General features: G+C 44.8%; 19 protein-coding genes and 1 tRNA gene. 14 read left to right on the forward strand and 6 right to left on the reverse strand.

What is annotated here, in order from left to right:
- Positions 1 to 403 (reverse strand): TraB/GumN family protein (locus HQK80_07450; protein MBF0222050.1); only part of this gene is annotated, 403 nt, incomplete at its 3' end.
- Positions 404 to 755: 352 nt separating this feature from the next.
- Between HQK80_07450 and HQK80_07455 the strand changes: the two genes are divergently transcribed.
- Positions 756 to 1,145 carry a hypothetical protein gene (locus HQK80_07455; GenBank protein MBF0222051.1) on the forward strand — a complete coding sequence of 130 codons (390 nt, stop codon included), beginning with the start codon at positions 756 to 758 and terminating at the stop codon, positions 1,143 to 1,145.
- Between the two features lie 97 nt (positions 1,146 to 1,242).
- Here HQK80_07455 and HQK80_07460 read toward each other — a convergent pair whose 3' ends face one another.
- Positions 1,243 to 1,728: an 8-oxo-dGTP diphosphatase gene (locus HQK80_07460; protein ID MBF0222052.1), complete on the reverse strand. Its 486-nt coding sequence runs from the start codon at positions 1,726 to 1,728 to the stop codon at positions 1,243 to 1,245.
- A 341-nt stretch (positions 1,729 to 2,069) separates the two neighbouring features.
- Here HQK80_07460 and HQK80_07465 point away from each other — a divergent pair, with 341 nt between their 5' ends.
- Together HQK80_07465 and HQK80_07470 are read left to right on the forward strand one after the other, a co-directional pair.
- Positions 2,070 to 3,530: an ISNCY family transposase gene (locus tag HQK80_07465; protein ID MBF0222053.1), complete on the forward strand. Its 1,461-nt coding sequence runs from the start codon at positions 2,070 to 2,072 to the stop codon at positions 3,528 to 3,530.
- 458 nt (positions 3,531 to 3,988) lie between these two features.
- On the forward strand, positions 3,989 to 4,624 hold the full coding sequence (locus tag HQK80_07470) for a hypothetical protein (protein MBF0222054.1): 636 nt from the start codon (positions 3,989 to 3,991) through the stop codon (positions 4,622 to 4,624).
- A 163-nt stretch (positions 4,625 to 4,787) separates the two neighbouring features.
- Here HQK80_07470 and HQK80_07475 read toward each other — a convergent pair whose 3' ends face one another.
- Positions 4,788 to 6,590 (reverse strand): AsmA family protein, encoded by a 1,803-nt coding sequence (locus tag HQK80_07475; protein ID MBF0222055.1) that lies wholly within the window; start codon positions 6,588 to 6,590, stop codon positions 4,788 to 4,790.
- Positions 6,591 to 6,770: 180 nt separating this feature from the next.
- On the opposite strand from HQK80_07475, the gene HQK80_07480 reads away from it, so the two are divergent.
- Positions 6,771 to 7,424 (forward strand): DUF4126 domain-containing protein, encoded by a 654-nt coding sequence (locus tag HQK80_07480; GenBank protein ID MBF0222056.1) that lies wholly within the window; start codon positions 6,771 to 6,773, stop codon positions 7,422 to 7,424.
- Positions 7,425 to 7,464: 40 nt separating this feature from the next.
- Here HQK80_07480 and asnS read toward each other — a convergent pair whose 3' ends face one another.
- Entirely contained in the window at positions 7,465 to 8,850 is a 1,386-nt protein-coding gene (gene asnS / locus HQK80_07485; GenBank protein MBF0222057.1) for an asparagine--tRNA ligase, read from the reverse strand.
- A 186-nt stretch (positions 8,851 to 9,036) separates the two neighbouring features.
- Here asnS and HQK80_07490 point away from each other — a divergent pair, with 186 nt between their 5' ends.
- From HQK80_07490 to ccsB, 5 genes are all read left to right on the forward strand, one after another.
- Positions 9,037 to 9,555, forward strand: coding sequence for an isochorismatase family protein (locus HQK80_07490; protein MBF0222058.1), 519 nt, complete (start codon positions 9,037 to 9,039; stop codon positions 9,553 to 9,555).
- Positions 9,556 to 9,791: 236 nt separating this feature from the next.
- Entirely contained in the window at positions 9,792 to 10,175 is a 384-nt protein-coding gene (locus HQK80_07495) for a PilZ domain-containing protein (GenBank protein ID MBF0222059.1), read from the forward strand.
- Between the two features lie 46 nt (positions 10,176 to 10,221).
- The gene (locus HQK80_07500; GenBank protein ID MBF0222060.1) at positions 10,222 to 11,661 is read left to right on the forward strand and encodes a hypothetical protein; all 1,440 of its coding nucleotides are present in this window, start codon (positions 10,222 to 10,224) and stop codon (positions 11,659 to 11,661) included.
- 213 nt (positions 11,662 to 11,874) lie between these two features.
- Positions 11,875 to 13,239, forward strand: a complete 1,365-nt coding sequence (locus tag HQK80_07505) for a cytochrome c biogenesis protein ResB (GenBank protein ID MBF0222061.1) — start codon at positions 11,875 to 11,877, stop codon at positions 13,237 to 13,239.
- 21 nt (positions 13,240 to 13,260) lie between these two features.
- Positions 13,261 to 14,124, forward strand: a complete 864-nt coding sequence (gene ccsB / locus HQK80_07510; GenBank protein MBF0222062.1) for a c-type cytochrome biogenesis protein CcsB — start codon at positions 13,261 to 13,263, stop codon at positions 14,122 to 14,124.
- A 103-nt stretch (positions 14,125 to 14,227) separates the two neighbouring features.
- Here the strand turns inward: ccsB and HQK80_07515 are convergent, their stop codons facing one another.
- Positions 14,228 to 14,746: a nitroreductase family protein gene (locus HQK80_07515; GenBank protein ID MBF0222063.1), complete on the reverse strand. Its 519-nt coding sequence runs from the start codon at positions 14,744 to 14,746 to the stop codon at positions 14,228 to 14,230.
- 399 nt (positions 14,747 to 15,145) lie between these two features.
- Here HQK80_07515 and HQK80_07520 point away from each other — a divergent pair, with 399 nt between their 5' ends.
- Positions 15,146 to 15,430, forward strand: coding sequence for a hypothetical protein (locus HQK80_07520; protein MBF0222064.1), 285 nt, complete (start codon positions 15,146 to 15,148; stop codon positions 15,428 to 15,430).
- Between the two features lie 131 nt (positions 15,431 to 15,561).
- On the opposite strand, the gene HQK80_07525 is transcribed toward HQK80_07520, so the two are convergent.
- A tRNA-Cys gene (locus HQK80_07525) sits at positions 15,562 to 15,637 on the reverse strand.
- Positions 15,638 to 15,697: 60 nt separating this feature from the next.
- On the opposite strand from HQK80_07525, the gene rnc reads away from it, so the two are divergent.
- The 4 genes from rnc to HQK80_07545 all read left to right on the forward strand — a co-directional run bounded on the left by rnc (position 15,698) and on the right by HQK80_07545 (position 18,482).
- The gene (gene rnc, locus HQK80_07530) at positions 15,698 to 16,420 is read left to right on the forward strand and encodes a ribonuclease III (protein ID MBF0222065.1); all 723 of its coding nucleotides are present in this window, start codon (positions 15,698 to 15,700) and stop codon (positions 16,418 to 16,420) included.
- Between the two features lie 6 nt (positions 16,421 to 16,426).
- Positions 16,427 to 17,431 (forward strand): radical SAM protein, encoded by a 1,005-nt coding sequence (locus tag HQK80_07535; GenBank protein MBF0222066.1) that lies wholly within the window; start codon positions 16,427 to 16,429, stop codon positions 17,429 to 17,431.
- A gap of 37 nt (positions 17,432 to 17,468) precedes the next feature.
- Positions 17,469 to 18,245 carry a hypothetical protein gene (locus HQK80_07540; GenBank protein MBF0222067.1) on the forward strand — a complete coding sequence of 259 codons (777 nt, stop codon included), beginning with the start codon at positions 17,469 to 17,471 and terminating at the stop codon, positions 18,243 to 18,245.
- A gap of 63 nt (positions 18,246 to 18,308) precedes the next feature.
- A complete protein-coding gene (locus tag HQK80_07545) occupies positions 18,309 to 18,482 on the forward strand; it encodes a hypothetical protein (GenBank protein MBF0222068.1) in 174 nt (57 codons plus the stop codon).
- Positions 18,483 to 18,612 lie beyond the last annotated feature (130 nt).

Raw genomic sequence — 18,612 nt, forward strand, 5'->3', positions numbered from 1 at the left:
AAGTTACACGTACTTCACGGTCACAGAGAGAAACTGGAATATTCAGTTCTGCGGCCACCTTAGTGGCCTCCAAGAGTTCGGCGCCAGGAACCACTCCAAGCTGCGCGCCTAATTTTTTTTGATACGAGGCCAACACCAGGTTAACAATCAGGGTGCTAAGCTGCTTTTTTTTAATCAGCTGCTTTAAGTCCATAGTATCCCAGCGTTTTTTCTGGGATAATGCCTCATAGCGCTTAGCATCCAACTCGACACAAACGCAATCAGGTTTTTCGGTCTCTATCACCTGACGAACCAGGTCTGCCGACTCTTGGGAGACATGCGCTGTCCCGACAAGCACTATTTCACGCTCACCCAGATGAACAATCTGAACCTCAGGGGGATATGACACTCTAGAATCTTCCATTGCTTCCTATTATACAGAGTTGGCAGGCTGACCACTCACGCAAACAGCCCACAATTAAACAACACTTAATATTGCTTTAGTGCAAGGAAGTCAAGCAAGGAAAGCTGTTTCACACTCAAATGACCAATAGATAAAAGCTGAAAATAAACACCTTGCTGTGGTCAACACCATTTGGATCACAGGTCTTTTTTCTAGGCTATTCGGTTTTTATTGCTCAATTACAGGGACACAACCCATACCACGAAGACAATTCTTTCTCCAGGAAGGCTTGACATCTCACCGAAAAAGCCCCACTGTCTGTTAACGATAAAGCACCACAACGTGTCACACTATTTTAAGGAGATGAACTAACATGAAAAAGTTTGGGATATTGATTGCGTGTGGAACACTGGTCTTACTTTTCATTTCAGAGGTGGGTTCAAGTCCACGGAAACGACTGGATGAGGCAACACAGATGTGCCGTATTTTCACGCAAAACACCTTATGGGATGGCTACAAGGCCTTTGAGAACTCCTGCAAAAATTGTCATTACACAGGCAACGACAAAGGCGCCTCTTTTCTTCATACTGAATCCAAAACGATGAAAGCCTGGAACCGGGTTTTCGCCACCCGTTACCCTGAGTGTGCACAGAAAGGCTATTGGGACGCCATTGAAGCAGAGCAGTTGATGCGCCTTAATGATTACCTCTTCGCAAAGGCCGCCAACTCATACGACCCTTACGACGCTGCGGACTGCGGCTGATAAAGCGTAACTCTCCCGGTCGGGGAGATTCAATGACAAAAAAACCTGGGCCAGTTTTGGTTCAGGTTTTTTTATGTCTCATGACAGGCTAAACCCCTCATATCCGGCTATAACTCCAACCGACAGGAGTTCCGTTATCGTAAGGCATATAGCCGTGAAAAACTCTCGGGTCAGCATCAAAAACCAGTGGCAAAAAATACCGATCCCCCTCCCACATTGGCAAAGTATCCAGGGATGCTATCGCCTTCCAAAGCAGTGGCCCTTCCTCATTGCCTGAAAATGGTGTCCCGCTGAATTTATCAATGCGGAAAATAAACCCAAGCCAATCTTCACCATCGGGACCAAAGCCTGTCCAGTTAATTGTTCCGCGCAGCAGGGTCTCCTCACACTGAACACCGGCCTCTTCATAGATCTCCCTTTTTATGCAAGTCACCACATCCTCAGCAGGAAGCATTTTACCTCCCAGACCATTAAACTTGCCATAATGGGCATCATTGGTTCGCGCAACCCGATGCACAAGAAGCGTCTGACGCCTGTCCTCAGAGAGAACAAATCCCAACGTGCCAATTATCGGACTATACATAGTACCTCCACGTTGAAAACATTAGAAAAGACAAACGGCCAGCACTTTGCCTAAGCGCAACAATCATTAAACCATTCGTTGCATCCTACTATATTAATTGGTAACCTTAATTAGATAGTGCTTGAACGGTAACTGATAACAAGCCGTTTTTATTGGTGTTGGTTGACGCTTTCAGATTTGAAGATTTCAGAATTATGTTTTTATAACAACAAAAAATTTCGATCTTCAGGACATTAGTGCTGACATATCTAGCTGATTATGTTATGTTTTTTGTGAATAGCAGTAGGGGCAGAAACGAAGCGCAAGTATCATTTCCCTGAAATCTTCACTTTGAGAATCCAATGAGAAAAACATATAATCCACAATTTCAGCTTGGGCAAACTCCCATCGAAGACATCTACATTAATGTTAAATCTCGTGATGATATTCCTCAATTACTTTTAGGATTGCAACACATTTACACTCAACGAGAATCTTTTGATCAAATTCTTGGTATCCTACAGAGAAATATTAACTCAGGCGTTGATCAAAAAAACGGGCGACCTGGGATGGATCTATGGAAGATTCTTGTTCTTGGAGTATTGCGGCTCAATCTAAACTGGGACTATGATCGTCTTCATGAAATGGCCAACAACCACAAGACAATCAGGAAAATGCTAGGCCACGGTGTTGTGGATGCGGACTATGAATACAAACTGCAAACATTGAAAGATAATGTGCACCTGCTTACACCGGAACTCCTTGACGAGATAAATCAAGTTGTAATCAGAGAAGGACATAATCTGGTTAAAAAAAAAGACGAAGACCTAAAAGGCCGTTGTGACTCCTTTGTAGTCGAAACCAATGTTCATTATCCTACAGATGCAAATCTTCTTTTTGATGCAATTCGCAAAGTGATTAAATTGACAGCCGTTCTTTGTTCTGTTTTCGGAATATCTGGTTGGCGTCAAAATAAAAAACATGTGCGTAATGTAAAGGCGTTATTCACAATTGTCAGAAAAATCCGTCGGTCAAACTCAAAGAACTCTGAAAAGAAAGACCAACGAGATGATCAAATCAAAGAAGCCAATCAAGCCTATATCGAAGGTGTAGAAGTTTGTCTGAGAAAAGTACAAGAAACTCTTACAAGCATCAAAGGTGGTGGGTTTGCCGCATTAGAAGCGGTTGCTGAGATAAAAATGTATATTTGCCATGTGGAACGACAAATAGACCAAATACGTCGTCGGGTGATTAATGGCGAGAACATTCCTCACAACGAAAAAGTATTCTCAATATTTGAAGAACACACAGAATGGATCAGCAAAGGCAAGGCAGGTGTGCCGGTGGAGCTTGGCTTAAAAGTGTGTGTTCTTGAAGATCAGTTCGGGTTTATACTTCACCACCAAGTAATGCAAAATCAAACCGATGACAAGATAACGGTATCAATGGTTAAGGAAGCCCAGTCCCGTTTTCCTAAATTACGCATCTGTAGCTTTGATAAGGGTTTTTATACTCCAACAAACCAAATTGAGTTAAGAAAAATATTGGATTTCGTAGTACTTCCAAAAAAAGGAAAGCTCTCTGTTGTTGAAAAAGCCCATGAACATTCGGAAGAATTTATTCGGTTGCGCCACCAACACTCTGCTGTAGAGTCTGGAATTAATGCACTCGAGGTTCATGGGTTAGATCGGTGCCTTGATCGTGGGCTAAAGGGATTTAAACGATATGTGGCTCTTGCTGTATTAGGCAGGAACCTACAGAAACTTGGGGCGGTGGTCCAGCAAAGAGAGCGCAAAGCTCTTGAATTAAAACTAGCCGCTTAGGCGAAATCACTTTAAGAAATACAAACACCGGTGGGTAACTGCGTCTAAAAACAGGGCAAAACATACACAGACGCGAATTGAAAATTAAATTATAAGATCGACCCCACACCTATTTAATGTAATGCTAAAATAGAAGTAGGTTTTTTGTCAGTTGGGGTGGTTTTCGGTCTGGCACTAATTACATTCCTAATTACATTATTCCCGACAGAGATTGTATCGAGAGCTTTTTACATACGATGTTGAGGGAGAATTACTGGAAGAGATAAGGGATAATACTTGCAAAGGAATGGCAGTTGGTAGTAATCGATTCAAAGAAGAGATAGGGCCTTAACCGGAAGACGATTAAAGAATAAAAAGCGGGGGCGGCCGGTAGGATGGCGGAAAGAGAGATTTTAATTTTACTCTGACCCTAATTATTTTCTTACTCTGACCCTAATTATTTTCCTAATTATTTTCTGATGACTCAACTGGTTGCTTCCATGGATGAGATTTCAAGGGCCAGCGCACAGACCTCACAAATCAACAAGACAATTGACGACATTGCCTTCCAGACCAACCTGCTGGCATTGAATGCTGCCGTTGAAGCAGCACGAGCCGGTGAGGCTGGCGCTGGTTTTGCCGTAGTAGCTGACGAAGTGCGAAACCTTGCCATGCGCGCAGCCGATTCCTCAAAAAACTCAGAAACTCTTATTGAACAGACGGTGAAAACGGTCAAGCAGGGCTCCTTGCTAAGCAAAGAGGTTAGTGAGACCTTCACCACCATGCGTGAACAGATTTCAAAAGCTGTTAATATCGTTGATGAAATTGCCACAGCATCGGGAGAGCAGTCCAAAGGCCTTTCACAACTTAACACAGCCGTGGCCGATCAGGACAGGTTGGTGCAGCAAAACGCAGGTGAAGCTTCCGCCTTCGATGAAACGGCCCAAGACCTGGAAAAACAGGTAAGCCTGCTTAATGAGATGATCAGAGAGTTAAGCACCATGGTTGGCGGCACAATTGCCGTAAAAAATGGTAGGGAAGAATCACAAACTCCGAGAGGACAAAAAAAAGCAATTACGCCTCACACGCTAATAAGCCTGCCCCTCGTCGTATAAAAAAACCACGAGAGAGACAACAAAGGGCCTGGGAGTATTACCCGCAGGCCCTTTGCTTTATTTGATTCAACCAAAGCACACTCAGCGACGACCGGACAGACCTCAACTTCTAGACAGAAGTTATCAGTTTACGTGGTTCGTGCAAACTTGAAAGCTTGCGATACTACTTGCCAAAAAGACCTTTCAACAACCCTTTAACCTGGGTCTCAACTTCCGGCGGCACTTGCGATTCACCATCGGCAGAATTTTTTAGCAATGATCGCTCAACCTCCTGCATAACCTTATTGGTGACGGCCTTTTGAACTTTTTCATTAACGGAGGACTGATCCAGTGAGACCTTTGGATTCAGGTAATTTCCCAACACATTAAGAGTTAGATTGAAGCTTCCGTCCTCTGCGGCTAGCAGTTTACCTAATTGACCACCGCTATCAATTTTTGCCATGAGTTCCTTGGGAAGTGTTACATTTACCGGCAAGTTGAGGTTACCATCCAGATCAAATGTTCCTTTGGTCGAAGCAGACAGGTCATTCCCTTTAAGCCCAGTATTAATTTGAACTGTTCCCCCTTTGAGGAGTTCGAGAGCACCGGAAAAATCGCTAAAGGCGATGGTTTTTAATTCCGGAACTTTAAGTAATGACGCAATTGAGTCAGTGATTTGTGTATTGGAGATCTGACCGTTAAGAAGTGAATACTCAACGTTTGCAGTAAGCGCTTTCTTAATGGTGTCGGCATCCATTCCACTGCCGGCAAAACTTATCGACGAGGCCAATGTTCCACTTACCATCTTAGCAAATTCTTGTCCAAGGCCATTACCCACAGTAGTCACATTGAGCGCCTGAGCAGTCAGTTTACCGTCATAAACCAAATCCGGCTTGGTCAGATCAACCTTCATGCTACTGTCCACCGACCCGCCGGCAGTTTTAGCCTTCAGATCGTTAACGGTTAGCAGCCCGTCTTTGAGAGCAAATTTGAGAAAAAAATCCTTAATTGCCAGCTTTTTATACATCGAGTTAGCAACAGACACTGTTCCATCAACACTCAGACCAGGTGGCAAACTGTCAGCAATTGCGCCTTTAGTCGCGGCTTTTGCTTTCGGCTTAGCATTTTTCTTCTGCCCATTTTTCTCTGCCTGAGGCAATGCCGCCCCAAGAGCTGCCAGATAGTCCAGGTTCAGTTGCTCACTGACAATGCTCAAAATGACATGTGGTTTATCAAGGTAATCGCGCACTGTGCCTGTCACTTTCAGTCGTTCCTCTCCCACAAGCGCATTAGCGGTATATGTAAGAACTGACGGGTCAAAAACTGCCTCAACCTTAACATTGGGAGAGATATCACCATATTTTGCATCTACCGTCATGGCCAGCTGACCATTGTACATTAATGAAGCAAGACTATTTGCTAATTTCACTGCAACCGACATATCAGCCACAACATCAATATCCGGTAACTCCCCCTTTTCATCCCTGACCTTTAAGTTGGCCTGCACAATTTTTATGCTATCAACCGTCAGGGCAACCGGTAAGGCAACTGCCTTAGCCTCCGTAGGAATCTCTGCTTTCTCTTCAGCTTTTCCGGCAAGAATTTTAAGATTTTGAAAATTGAATTGCCCCATCTTGTCACGCAGAACAGTGACACTCGGCTTCACTAATTTGATTTCACTGACAACAACCTCTTTTTGTAAAAGTGGAAACAGTTTATAGGCAATTATAAACTCCTCAACAGACAAAAACTCATTTTTCCCGTCGGCCTCTGCAACTGAGAAATCAGCAATAGAGATACCGCTCAACAGGCCAACACTGATGTTGCCAATGGCAACTTTACGGCCCAAGGCCTTTTCTGCTTGTGGTACGACAAGCTCCCGAACCTTTTCGTCGGTCAGATACATCTTCACAAAAACTGTTAAGCCTCCGACGACTATTAATCCAAGAGCTAAAGCACCAGCCAAAAACTTGCCAAGTTTTCCCATAACATTCACCGTATTGTTTTAATTTTTCAGACAGTATCCAGGCATACCACCTTTCAATCAATGTGGCATATCGGATAAAATAATGATACTCTGTTTGAAGATGTTATTCAAAAGATAAGATACAAAGATAAGATACCATGGGTGGAAACGTACCGCCTTTTTTGAACCAAGGAGTCTGAAATGGATCAATTTCAAGCAATTGCAACAACACTTTCTCTTACCATGGGGGTTGCCTGGGCCAGCGGAATCAATCTTTACGCAGCCATATGCACCCTGGGTGTCCTTGGGGCAACCGGCAACATCACGTTACCTCCTGACCTAATGGTTCTCAGTGAACCTGTGGTCATTATCGCTGCTGGCGCAATGTACCTTGTAGAGTTCGTAGCCGATAAAATTCCCGGGGTCGATTCAGGCTGGGACGCCGTACATACATTTATTCGCATCCCGGCTGGCGCCTTGTTGGCTGCCGGGGCCGTTGGTGATGTCAGCGCACCTTTGGCTGTCGCCGCCGGTATTATGGGTGGCGGAATGTCCGCCGGAAGTCATGCCGCTAAAGCAGGTACACGAGTTATGATAAACGCTTCGCCTGAGCCATTCACCAACTGGCTTGCCTCCCTGGGCGAAGATGTCTCTGTTTTCGTGGGGTTATGGGCGGCATTGCATCACCCACTCGTATTCCTTGTCTTTATAGTGATTTTTATCCTGCTGCTTATCTGGCTGCTGCCCAAGGTATGGGGTGCGGTCAAGAAACTCTTTTCATTTATCGGCAGATTATTTGGTGGAAAAGACAATCACCAGCCGCCGGCAACTGCGGCTGGCGGCACTGGCGAATAAACCTACAGCCATCGACAGTAACATGAAGCGTTCAGGTAATTCAAAAGCCCGCAGATCCAGGAGTACGCGGGAAAGGGATAACATCTCGAATGTTTTTCATTCCGGTGCAGAACTGCACAATTCGTTCAAAGCCAAGGCCAAAACCGGCATGGGGAACGCTGCCGTAGCGTCGTAAATCCAGGTACCACTGATACTGGTACAGATCCATTGCCAAGGCCTCCATCCGTTCGGTCAAGACTTCAACCCGTTCTTCTCGCTGACTACCGCCAACCATTTCACCGATACCGGGAAAAAGAATATCCATGGCCGCCACCGTCCTGCCATCGTTGTTGGCACGCATATAAAATGGTTTTATCTCCTTGGGATAATCGGTCAAAACAACTGGCAGTTCAAAAACCTGCTCCGCCAAATAACGCTCATGTTCAGACTGCAAGTCAACTCCCCAGAACACTGGGTAGGTGAAATCAACCTTTGCCTTGTTTAATATTTCAATAGCCTCGGTGTATGATATCCGGGCAAAAGGCTTTGACAAAACTAACTCAAGTCGGCCAAGTAAGGTTGTATCGATAAACTCCCCAAAGAGGATAATATCTTCCTCACAGTAGCTGATACAATAACCAATCAGATACTTTAGAAACTCTTCGGCAACGTCAATATCCGCCGTCAGGTCACAAAAAGCCATTTCAGGCTCCACCATCCAGAACTCGGCCAGATGACGGCTCGTATTGGAGTCCTCCGCCCTGAATGTTGGGCCAAAGGTATAGACATTGCCCAGGGCCAGGGCATAGGCCTCCGCCTCTAACTGACCGCTGACCGTTAGGTTTGCCTGCTCGCCGAAAAAATCCTTTCGCCAGTCCACGGCGCCTTTTTCTAGTGGCACATTCTTCAGATCAAACGCAGTAACTGTAAATGTTTCCCCTGCTCCTTCGCAGTCTCCTGTGCTGATGATCGGCGTGTGGACATGAACAAAGCCCCGTTCATTAAAGAAATTATGAACCGCAAACGATAAGGCGCTCCTGACCCGGAAAACAGCCCCCAGACTATTTGTTCGTGCCCGCAAATGTGCTATTTCCCGCAAGAATTCGAAACTATGTCTTTTTTTCTGGAGGGGATAGTTGTCCGGTGACTCGCCAATAACTTCAATATATTCAACCTGGAGCTCAACCTCCTGTCCCTTTGCCGGAGAGTCAACCAGAGTTCCTCTAACCAGTACGGAACAACCGGTAGCAAGCTTCGTTAGCGCCTCATGGGCCCCTGAGGCGGCATCGTCAATAACCGCCTGAATCCCTTTCAGACAGGAGCCATCATTAATATCGACAAACGATACATTTTTTGAACTTCGAAAAGACTTTACCCAGCCCTTAATTTCGACCTTTAAGCCTACAGGCTTAGTTTTGAACACATCTATCACGCGCAAATAGTGCATATTTTTCGGATCCTTAGATTGACACATTATTCTCAAGTACAGATTACTTGCAGTTTATTGCCTTTATATATTACATAACTAATAATGATGCATTCGTAAAAACGAATTTTTTGGTAGCCTTGCAACATACTGAAAAGGAGGTCCACTTTGTTTCTAAACTATCTTAATCCCTCTCGATGCGCCTTGATGGTGGTTGACATTCAAGATCGTCTGATGCGTGTTATCAATGAAAAAGAGCGCGTTACCAAAAACTCGGTACTGCTTATAAAAACAGCCAAAACACTCGACATCCCTATTATTCCCACCACACAGTATGCCGAGAAAATCGGTCCGCTTCTACCTGAAATCACCGAAGAGCTTGGCTCCTTGCCAATAACAGACAAAATGGAGTTTAGCTGCTTTAACAGCCAGGAGGTTAAAAAGGTTGTTAACACTTTGGCGAATGGCGTAGACACCCTGATTGTCTGCGGGGTCGAAACCCACATATGCATTTACCAAACTGTTCTCGGCGCTCTCATTAACGATTTTCATGTATGGGTACCTGCCGATGCCGTCTCATCGAGAACAAAAGAAAACTATGAAACCGGCCTCTCACGAATTCGAGAGATTGGCGGCATCATTGCCAATACTGAGCTGATAATTTACGAGTTACTTCAAAAAGCCGGCACACCAGAATTCAAGAAACTTCTGCCATTTCTTAAATAAAAGCTGTAGCCTATTGACCTATACGTTACGTTTTTTTTGAGTGTTCCCGTGTATTGCGTGGCCAAAAATATTCAAAATATGTGACGAAATCTCACTTTATTCGCTTATCTACTTGCAGGCCAAAACCCAGCAGATGCAGTAGTGACCTGAAATCAAAGATAAATAATTTGATTTTTTATTCGAAATATGGGTAGAACAGTATAAATAGAAAAATTTTTATGCAGAGGTAACTCATTATGACTGAAAACAGTCAACATAGCAGTGCAGTGCAAGAAGACGAACGGCGGCAGCACAGTCGCCTGGACCGCACATCAACTATCCGGTATCAGCCCCTGCAACATCTTGCCTCCCAAGGCGAGATGAAGGCGGCTGAACTCTGCGACTTCAGTGGAGGCGGTATCAGGTTTTTAACCGACGAGCCGCTTCCCAAAAATGAGCAGCTCGTTATCGAACTTCATTTCACTGGTTGGTCGGAGAAGGATGATGATTGGATCAGAACAGGAAATGATAACGATGTGGGCAACCTGAATGCCATCGGCGCTGTAATGTGGTGTTCTAAAAGCAAGGAAGCAACGGGCAGATATGAGATCGGTCTCCGATTCACCGGACGGCTGCGTTAACACCGTAATTTATTAAAATTTTTAAATTTACAGTTTGGAGAGACCCATGGCCGAAACTAAGAAAACTGAAGTCAACCTGGAAGTATGCAGCGGGTTTTTCAGGATTCCAACTGATAATCTCATATTTAACATCACGGTTCTTGAGTCAGAGCACTCCAGCACAACCCGTGTTGTCGAAAAAATTGTTGAGGTTGAAAAGATAGTTGAGGTCGAGAAAGAAGTCCCAGCTGCACAACCAGAGACTCCAACCCCGCAACCGGCATCAAAACCAGCGCAGAGCACAGATGATTTTTATAAAAAAACTGCCGAAAAACTCACTACAGATTTATCGAAACTTGCTGATGGTCTGGGGGACAAAATCGGTGGCGACAAAACCCCTGAAGGCGTAAAAGATGTTGCAACAATGGCGACTGACTTGAACACTGTGCTTATCTCTGCCAAAAAGCTTCTAGCTGGAAGTGGTGGAAAGAGCAGCGGTAAAAGTGGTGTCTCAAGTGCTGTTATGACTGAATTGGCAGCAAAACTAGGCCAAGCAAGAAAACTTGCTGGTGGCAGCGAGAAAAGTGTTGCTAAAGCAAGTAAAGCAGCCCCAGCCGTTGCATCCCAAAAAATAACCCGACACCTATTTGATATCGATGCAACTTTCCAGACCATGTATGAACTCTGCACCAATGAAACAGTTAAAACACACATACAAAGTGCCCGTGAAAAAGCAGAAACGCTTTTCTCAAAAGACACCTTTTACAATGAGATGAGCCCGAAAGTAAGCGGCTACACTAATGACGATGGTTTTTTCAACATCCCCATGTCTGATATATACCGCTCCTTGGCTAAAGCCTGTTCTGACAAGGCTGTAATCAATCTTTTAAAAAAAATGGACCAGCAGCAATCAGAGATTTTCCTCGATCAGTTTTTACCTCTTGAGGTTCCCCCTACAGAGGAAGTTGAGATTGCAGCTGAAGGTGCAGAAGATGACGCCCCGGCTGACGAAGCAGCTGCCGAGTCGGCAGCGGGTGACAATGAACTTGCCACAATTCTCAGTGAGTGCATAAGTCTTGTGAAAAAAGCTGGGGCCGGTTCCACTGGCGCCGATGAACCAGCAGATGCGTCGATCGACAGTGACCTTTCTGACACTATTAACGATGCCATAACCATTACCGGCAGTATTGTCTATGACGCAACGCTTCTAGCCAAAAGCGGCAGCCTTGACGGTGGTGCGGATTTTAAAAATACCCTGTGGTACAAAATAAAGGAAACATCAACTCTCTACTCAGCCATGCTGGCTCAAAAAGCCAGTGATTCAAGCCTTTCTTTCGAGAACGGTCTTGCTGCCGGCAACGAAAGTGTAGTAGCCCTCAGCACCCAGATAAAAGAGAAAATCGAAGCTGCCAAACCAAAACCGCCAGAACCAGCAAAAGGCAGTGACTCCGGAGAAGCCAGTCAGGATGATATCGACAGGCTGCTCGAAGAGATGGGTGGTGACTAGCTGCAGTTGAGGCATAAAACAATTATTTCAATATTTTCATTTGAAAATTAATAAAAAAGACTTAGTATTAATGAAACTTGACTAGCAAATTATTTTACATACGTTGATCAATTACCAGTATTAGAAATCAAAAGAAACCTGCCGTGAGTTCTTGGCGGTTTTTTTTTGGGAATATGACTGTCAAATTACGAACCAGGAGATAACACCCCTATTATGGAAAAGAAAAAGGGCAACATAGTTTGGAATTTTTTTGCTTCGGTTAAACTAGCTCTCTTTACGCTATTTATCCTTGCTGCGGCATCAATCATAGGCACACTCGTCCCCCAAAACGATACGCCAGCGAAATATATTGAGCTATACGGCCCCGGCCTGGCGAAAGCATTTAAAATGCTTGCCTTTGACGATATGTACTCATCCTGGTGGTTCACAGGCATGCTGATTCTCTTCTCGCTCAACCTCGTTGTCTGTACGATTGAACGCCTTCCCCACATTTGGAAAATAGTTGTTTTAGACAACCTTGCCACCACCACTGCTGATCGCTTACAAAAGATGGCTGAGCGTAAAAACTATTCATTACAAGGTGCTCCGGAACTAGCAATAACCACTGTTCAGGAAATCATGGAAAAAGCCGGCTGGAAGACGCAATCAGCCGAGAAAGATGGCGGAACTCTTTTGTTTTCTCAAAAAGGGGCATGGACACGCCTCGGCGTAATAATTGTCCATGTTAGTATCCTAGTCATTTTTGTAGGCTCTCTGATCGGTAATTTTTTTGGTTTTAAGGCCAGTGTCTTGCTTCCTGAGGGCAGTTCAACGGATAAAGTATACGCCTCCACTGATGCCCACGAGCCGATTCCCTTAGATGGCTTTACGGTAAGGTGCGACCAGTTTGACATGACCTATTATGATACAGGCATGGTTAGAGATTACATATCAAAACTGACTGTAACTAATGATGACAACTCATCGTTCACTCAGACTATTGAAGTCAACCACCCTCTACAGTACAAAGGCCTGACATTTTACCAATCAAGCTATCAGGCAATCGAGGGTCAGTTTTCGGCTCGCATTACCAATGACAGTACAAATAAGGATCAGCTCTTTACTCTTGTGCCACGACGTGAACAAAAATGGCGTGAAGAAGGTGTTACCTTTGGCATCACTAACATATCCGGCCCAGACATGAGGCGACAGTACCGCTATAAAATCTGGTTTTCAGACGGTAAGGCCGGCCCATCAGAGTTCTGGGCAAATGAAGGAACCGTAGTTACCGTTAAGAGGCCGGAAACAAACTACTCTTTTTCAGTCAAACCTCGGTTTGCCACTGGTCTTCAGGTTGTTAAAGACCCCGGCGTCTGGACTGTCTATATAGGTTGCACATTGATGCTTATTGGCCTTGTCGTTATTTTTTATCTTTCACACCGCAGAGTGTGGGTTTTCATCTCAAAAGATGATTCTGATAAAACCAACATTTTAGTAGCAGGATTAAGTAATAAGAACAAAATTGGTTTTGAGAATAACATGACGGCATTGTACGAAGAGTTTGAAGGCAGCTCTTTAATTGAATTGAAAAACTCATAATATAAACTAAAAGGAAAGATTATGAACAGCAGCCAGCTACTTGGATTTACAACGATGGCGTATTTATTTGCGTCTTTTGTTTACATTGGGCTCTTTATTTTTCGTGCCGAAAAACTTGGAATTATTGCCACCCTTATGACAGTTGGCGCCGTTCTGGCGCAGACCACCGGACTGGCCCTGCGCTGGATTGAATCCTATCAGATGGGTTACGGCCACGCACCTCTGTCTAATATGTATGAATCCCTGGTTGTATTTTCCTGGACCACGGGTATCTTCTACCTCTGGCTTGAGTGGAAGTTTAAAAATCGAACCATAGGCGCTTTTGCCGTGCCTTTTGCCTTTTTTAGCATGGCCTATGCCTCTTTTGCCCCAGAGATCAGCTCAGAGATATCACCCCTTGTTCCTGCATTGCAGAGCAATTGGCTTTTGGCTCACGTAATGACCTGTTTTGTAGGCTATGCGGCCTTTGCTGTCGCTTGTGGAATTGGCATTATGTATCTGGTTAAAAACCGCAGTGAGGAGTCGAACAAAGGTAAAAAAGCTGAGGTGGGTGGCCTGATAGCCTCGATGCCAAGTCTTCGCATACTTGATGATATTATTTACAAGTGTATCGTTTTTGGCTTTGTCTGGCTGAGCGCTGGTATTATTACAGGCGCCATCTGGGCAAACGAGTCATGGGGAACCTATTGGAGTTGGGACCCTAAGGAAACGTGGTCTCTGATCACCTGGTTCATTTATGCAGCAGCCATACACGCCCGTTTCACAAAGGGCTGGGGCGGTAAGCGTATCGCCTGGATTGCAATCCTCGGTCTCTTAAGTGTTCTTTTCACCTATTACGGCGTTAATTTTTGGCTTTCAGGTTTGCATAGTTACGGATCCTCTTAATAATTAGTTCAGACTATAGTTACGCAAAAGGGCCTTGGCTGATTTCAGCCAAGGCCCTTTTTTTTGTCTGCTGGCGTATTCCAGCTGTACCGGAATTTTAATTTTACCATTTTTCCAGGTGCACCCTCTCTCTGTTGTAGCGAGTACGAGGCTTCGGCTGTTCTGCCGGCCAGCCAATTGCAATACCACACATCGGTATAACAGTGTCTGGGAAGTTAAAAATGTTGTTAATTCCAGCCAGACGGTCCTGTCTGGGGTGAATGCCCAACCAGCATGTCCCAAGACCCAGGATATTTGCCGCGATAAGAATGTTCTCTACCGCAGCGCTAACATCCTGCAGCAAGTAGGATTCAGCCTGTATGTTAGCCTTGTTGATGTCTCCACAGGCAATAACTGCTGCAGTAGCCTGCCGCAGCATTTGGGCACTGGGTAGAACATCAGCAATGGCATTCAATGTCTCTTTTTTTTTCACAACAACAAAATGCCACGGGTCTTTGGCAACAGCTGACGGGGCAGCCATCGCTGCCTCAAGCAGATCCGTAATCATCTCGTCAGGAACTGCTTTATCCTGGTACTTTCGAACACTTCGTCTTGAAAAAATAGCTTCCAGTTTAGGATTCATCTTGATTCACCTCAATTTTCGAGTCTCACTCTGCTTGGGATTAACCATGCCCATCAATAAAGCACAGAGCAACCCAAGTTCATACTCCTTTTGCTACGATACTACAAACTCCGTTATCCCATGTCAAACGCGAATAATAATCCATGGCCGAATCGCTTAATGAATATATATTGCATATTTTTGGCGAATACCGTAATCTCAAAAAAAGTGCTAACTAAATGATATTATTGCAAAAATAAACACGACCTACTACCAGTAAATAACGATAGTCCGCCGGTGTTTTTAAAAGTAAAAAAAAAAATACAGAAATGTGAATAATCAAACATTAGAAGAGGAGCCCCTAAAAAGCATTTTCGTTGGTAACGCAAAAGCTCGCCCTGTGTGAGCAGAGAGGAAAGTATGAAGAAAAGATATTGGGCGGTATACGTTGGCTTTTTTCTGTGTATCAGTGCACCTAACTTGTCATTCTCTCAAAACAACCAGGCTACCGCAGAGGACAGCAATCAGAGTTCGGCGGAACCTCAAATCACTCAAGAAACAATCCTGCCGGTTCAAAACCACAGCCTCAAACAATGGGTAGGTACCATTAAGCCAGCAGCAGGCCCGATGGAAGTTGACAGCAGAAGAACTACCCAACAAGTTCCTTACTGGCAACAGAAGGTGAATCGATCACAACTGAAATGATAGCCAGGCACATGGCTGAGCAGCAAAACTTTGGCAAAAAGTTTCAATGAGTGTTACACTTTCCCAAAATTGTGCAACCCAAAAACAAAAAAAAGGCTTTCAGTGATTATCACTGAAAGCCTTTACAAACTTGGAGGCGGCGAGCGGAGTCGAACCGCTGAATAAAGGTTTTGCAGACCTCTGCCTTAGCCACTTGGCTACGCCGCCAAACACACATCAAACTTGATCGCTACCATAAACGCAGAATACTCTTTTGACAAGTGAAAAATGAATGATTTACAGCAATTAATAGAGGCTAACGCCTCTAATCTCTCCAAACTCCAAAGTTGCCTCAAATACAACTTTTCAGACCTCTCTTTGCTTGCAAAAGCCCTCTGTCACCGTTCATTTACCCATGAGAACACAGAGCTAAACCTGCAAGACAATGAGACCCTTGAATTTCTCGGTGACGCCGTCCTCGACCTTATTATCAGCTCTCTCTTGATCAAAACCTATCCGGACATGAATGAAGGAGAACTCAGCAAATTACGAGCGGCCTTAGTCAACGAAACTCACCTGGCAAAAATGGCTAAGGATTTTGAACTTGAGCATTGCATTTTGCTCGGCAGAGGCGAGAAAAAAAGTGGTGGCAACAAAAAAGCATCTATTTTGTCAAGTACCTACGAAGCAGTGCTGGGCGCCTTATTCCTCGACAGTGATTTCAATACGGTTTGCAAACTGGCAGAACATCATTTCAGCAAAAAAATCGGGCCTACTCACCGATCACTGAAACAAGCAGATGCAAAGAGCCTGTTACAAGAACTCACCCAGCAAAAACACAACGATACGCCAACCTATATTCTCGAAAAAACGGAAGGCCCCGACCACGATAAAACATTTACAGTCTCCGTTTTTTTTCTTGGTAACGTCCTGGCCACCGCTTCAGCCAAAAGTAAAAAAGCCGCTGAACAAAAGGCTGCCGAACTTGCTGTCTCCGTTTTCAATGCCTGACCAACAATGTCTCAATTAATTATCCCAATATTTATAACCCATCAGGGTTGCCCACACCGTTGTTCCTTCTGCAACCAGGCGCCGGTTACCGGTACAGAGGAACTTTATTCTCATGCATTAAGCGCTCAAGAAGTTGTTGATGAAATCGCCACCTGGCTGCAGCGCTCAAAGAAAAACAGCATTACACAGGTTGCCTTTTATGGCGGCAGTTTCACAGGCCTTCCCGAAAACCGTCAGATAGAGCTTCTTGAAGCGGTTCAACCATTTATTAATCGGGGCCAGGTTACCTCAATCCGAATATCGACTCGACCTGATTATATTACCGATCACACTGCCATTTTCCTCAAACGGTACAATGTCGACACTGTTGAGATTGGCGTGCAATCGCTTAATCAAATCGTTCTTGATGCCAATTTTCGTGGTCATACAACCAGACAGGTTGAAACAGCCCTTCATATCTTAAAAAAAGGCGGTTTCAGGGTCGGAGCCCAACTCTTGCTGGGACTACCCGGAGATTCAACAAAAAGCGCAATTCACAGCGCAAAGTATCTGGCCAAACTCGGCCCACATTTCGCCAGACTCTACCCCGCCCTGGTGCTCAAAGGCAGTGCCCTGGAGTCAATGTATACAAACGGCCAGTATCGGCCGCTCTCACTCCATAAGGCCATTGCCTTATGTTCACGCATCAAAACAGTGCTTGAAGAAAGTAACATTTCCGTTATTCGGATGGGACTACAGCCATCCAGAGCGCTTGAAGCCAGCGTTATTGCCGGGCCTTATCACCCAGCGCTAGGGGAACTCGTGCTTTCCCGAGCCTATTTTAAAACAATTCGAAAAACGCTGACAAAAAACAGTTCAATCCGACAGATCAATGCCTCAGCGCGAGACCAATCGATTATCCTTGGCCAGAAAAAATCCTCCATAAATCGACTGAACTCACTACGATTACTTGACAATGTCACCTTCAACTTTAATGATACCATAGCCCGTGGCACTATCGATTTTGCCTAGCATCGATTTTGCCTGATTTTATATCCATGGAGGAGTTATGCATAAACCAATCATTATTGTAGGGCTTGGCGAAATGGCTGGAGTTTTTGCTAAAGGATTTTTGCGATCCGGATACCCGGTCTACCCAGTTACCCGTAACATCAGAATAGAGGAGGCTGCCAGCAACTACCCGGATCCAGGCCTTGTCCTTCTGGCCGTTGCTGAAAAGGATTTTTCAAGCACCCTAAAAACTATACCAGAGGCCTGGCAGACAAAACTCACACTTCTCCAAAACGAATTGCTGCCGGAGGACTGGACTTCACACGGAATTAACAATCCAACGGTAATCTCGGTCTGGTTTGAAAAGAAAAAAGGCCGGGAGGTTAAGATATTATTGCCCTCCCCGATCTTCGGCCCAAAGGCAGATATACTTTCTGCAGCCTTGGCCACAGAGGAAATTCCGACAACTATCCTGTCCAGCCCAACAGAGCTAACTAACGCCCTGGTTATGAAAAACCTTTTTGTTTTCACGATAAATATCGCTGGGCTTGCAGTGGGTGGAACAACTGGTCAACTGCTCGAAAGGCACCGTGACTTTGCAGAAGAAGTTTTCAGAGACGTAGTCGCCATTCAAGAGTCACTGACCCATTGCAAACTTGACGGCAAACAACTTTTCAATAGTTTGACAAAGGCACTTACAGCTGACCCCGACCATAAATGCAGGGGCCGATCCGCACCAGATCGGCTCAGGCGGGCTCTTGAAACAGCCCATCGTTTCAACATTCAAACCCCGGCACTCAACAAAGTACTGCTTACATGCAGTCCGGATTCCTAACAGTAAACAAACAGGTGACGACACTGGAATTAATTCCCTTATGCATTTTCACTTGTAACGGCGATGACATTGTTTGGTTTGAGAGAGTCTTCTGCCACAAAGTTCAACAACGGCCTCAATCTTGCCCTCGGTGCATCGGCATTCAAGCTCTCGGCAGAGATTAATAAACTCATCATATGTGAGCAGGGTAATCCCCGAAAAATAAAGGTCAAGAGCGGTGACCCCTCCCCTCCCTGACCTATATTTGCGAACAAAAAGCAATCATCGCTATTGTCACAAAACTAAGTTGGATTATGTAAGCAATCGAGTATGTCTTCTTGAGAATCGTGGTATTCTGTCCCTGATTGTTTCTTTTACATTCATAGCT

The sequence above is a fragment of the Desulfobulbaceae bacterium genome, assembly GCA_015231515.1.
Lineage (GTDB): Bacteria > Desulfobacterota > Desulfobulbia > Desulfobulbales > VMSU01 > JADGBM01.

What these genes read in the sequence shown, in the direction of transcription:
- HQK80_07455 (MBF0222051.1), top strand. Translation starts at nt 756, where the DNA reads ATGAAAAAGTTTGGGATATTGATTGCGTGTGGAACACTGGTCTTACTT.
- HQK80_07460 (MBF0222052.1), bottom strand. Translation starts at nt 1,728, where the DNA reads ATGTATAGTCCGATAATTGGCACGTTGGGATTTGTTCTCTCTGAGGAC.
- HQK80_07465 (MBF0222053.1), top strand. Translation starts at nt 2,070, where the DNA reads ATGAGAAAAACATATAATCCACAATTTCAGCTTGGGCAAACTCCCATC.
- HQK80_07470 (MBF0222054.1), top strand. Translation starts at nt 3,989, where the DNA reads ATGACTCAACTGGTTGCTTCCATGGATGAGATTTCAAGGGCCAGCGCA.
- HQK80_07475 (MBF0222055.1), bottom strand. Translation starts at nt 6,590, where the DNA reads ATGGGAAAACTTGGCAAGTTTTTGGCTGGTGCTTTAGCTCTTGGATTA.
- HQK80_07480 (MBF0222056.1), top strand. Translation starts at nt 6,771, where the DNA reads ATGGATCAATTTCAAGCAATTGCAACAACACTTTCTCTTACCATGGGG.
- asnS (MBF0222057.1), bottom strand. Translation starts at nt 8,850, where the DNA reads ATGCACTATTTGCGCGTGATAGATGTGTTCAAAACTAAGCCTGTAGGC.
- HQK80_07490 (MBF0222058.1), top strand. Translation starts at nt 9,037, where the DNA reads ATGGTGGTTGACATTCAAGATCGTCTGATGCGTGTTATCAATGAAAAA.
- HQK80_07495 (MBF0222059.1), top strand. Translation starts at nt 9,792, where the DNA reads ATGACTGAAAACAGTCAACATAGCAGTGCAGTGCAAGAAGACGAACGG.
- HQK80_07500 (MBF0222060.1), top strand. Translation starts at nt 10,222, where the DNA reads ATGGCCGAAACTAAGAAAACTGAAGTCAACCTGGAAGTATGCAGCGGG.
- HQK80_07505 (MBF0222061.1), top strand. Translation starts at nt 11,875, where the DNA reads ATGGAAAAGAAAAAGGGCAACATAGTTTGGAATTTTTTTGCTTCGGTT.
- ccsB (MBF0222062.1), top strand. Translation starts at nt 13,261, where the DNA reads ATGAACAGCAGCCAGCTACTTGGATTTACAACGATGGCGTATTTATTT.
- HQK80_07515 (MBF0222063.1), bottom strand. Translation starts at nt 14,746, where the DNA reads ATGAATCCTAAACTGGAAGCTATTTTTTCAAGACGAAGTGTTCGAAAG.
- HQK80_07520 (MBF0222064.1), top strand. Translation starts at nt 15,146, where the DNA reads ATGAAGAAAAGATATTGGGCGGTATACGTTGGCTTTTTTCTGTGTATC.
- rnc (MBF0222065.1), top strand. Translation starts at nt 15,698, where the DNA reads ATGAATGATTTACAGCAATTAATAGAGGCTAACGCCTCTAATCTCTCC.
- HQK80_07535 (MBF0222066.1), top strand. Translation starts at nt 16,427, where the DNA reads ATGTCTCAATTAATTATCCCAATATTTATAACCCATCAGGGTTGCCCA.
- HQK80_07540 (MBF0222067.1), top strand. Translation starts at nt 17,469, where the DNA reads ATGCATAAACCAATCATTATTGTAGGGCTTGGCGAAATGGCTGGAGTT.
- HQK80_07545 (MBF0222068.1), top strand. Translation starts at nt 18,309, where the DNA reads ATGACATTGTTTGGTTTGAGAGAGTCTTCTGCCACAAAGTTCAACAAC.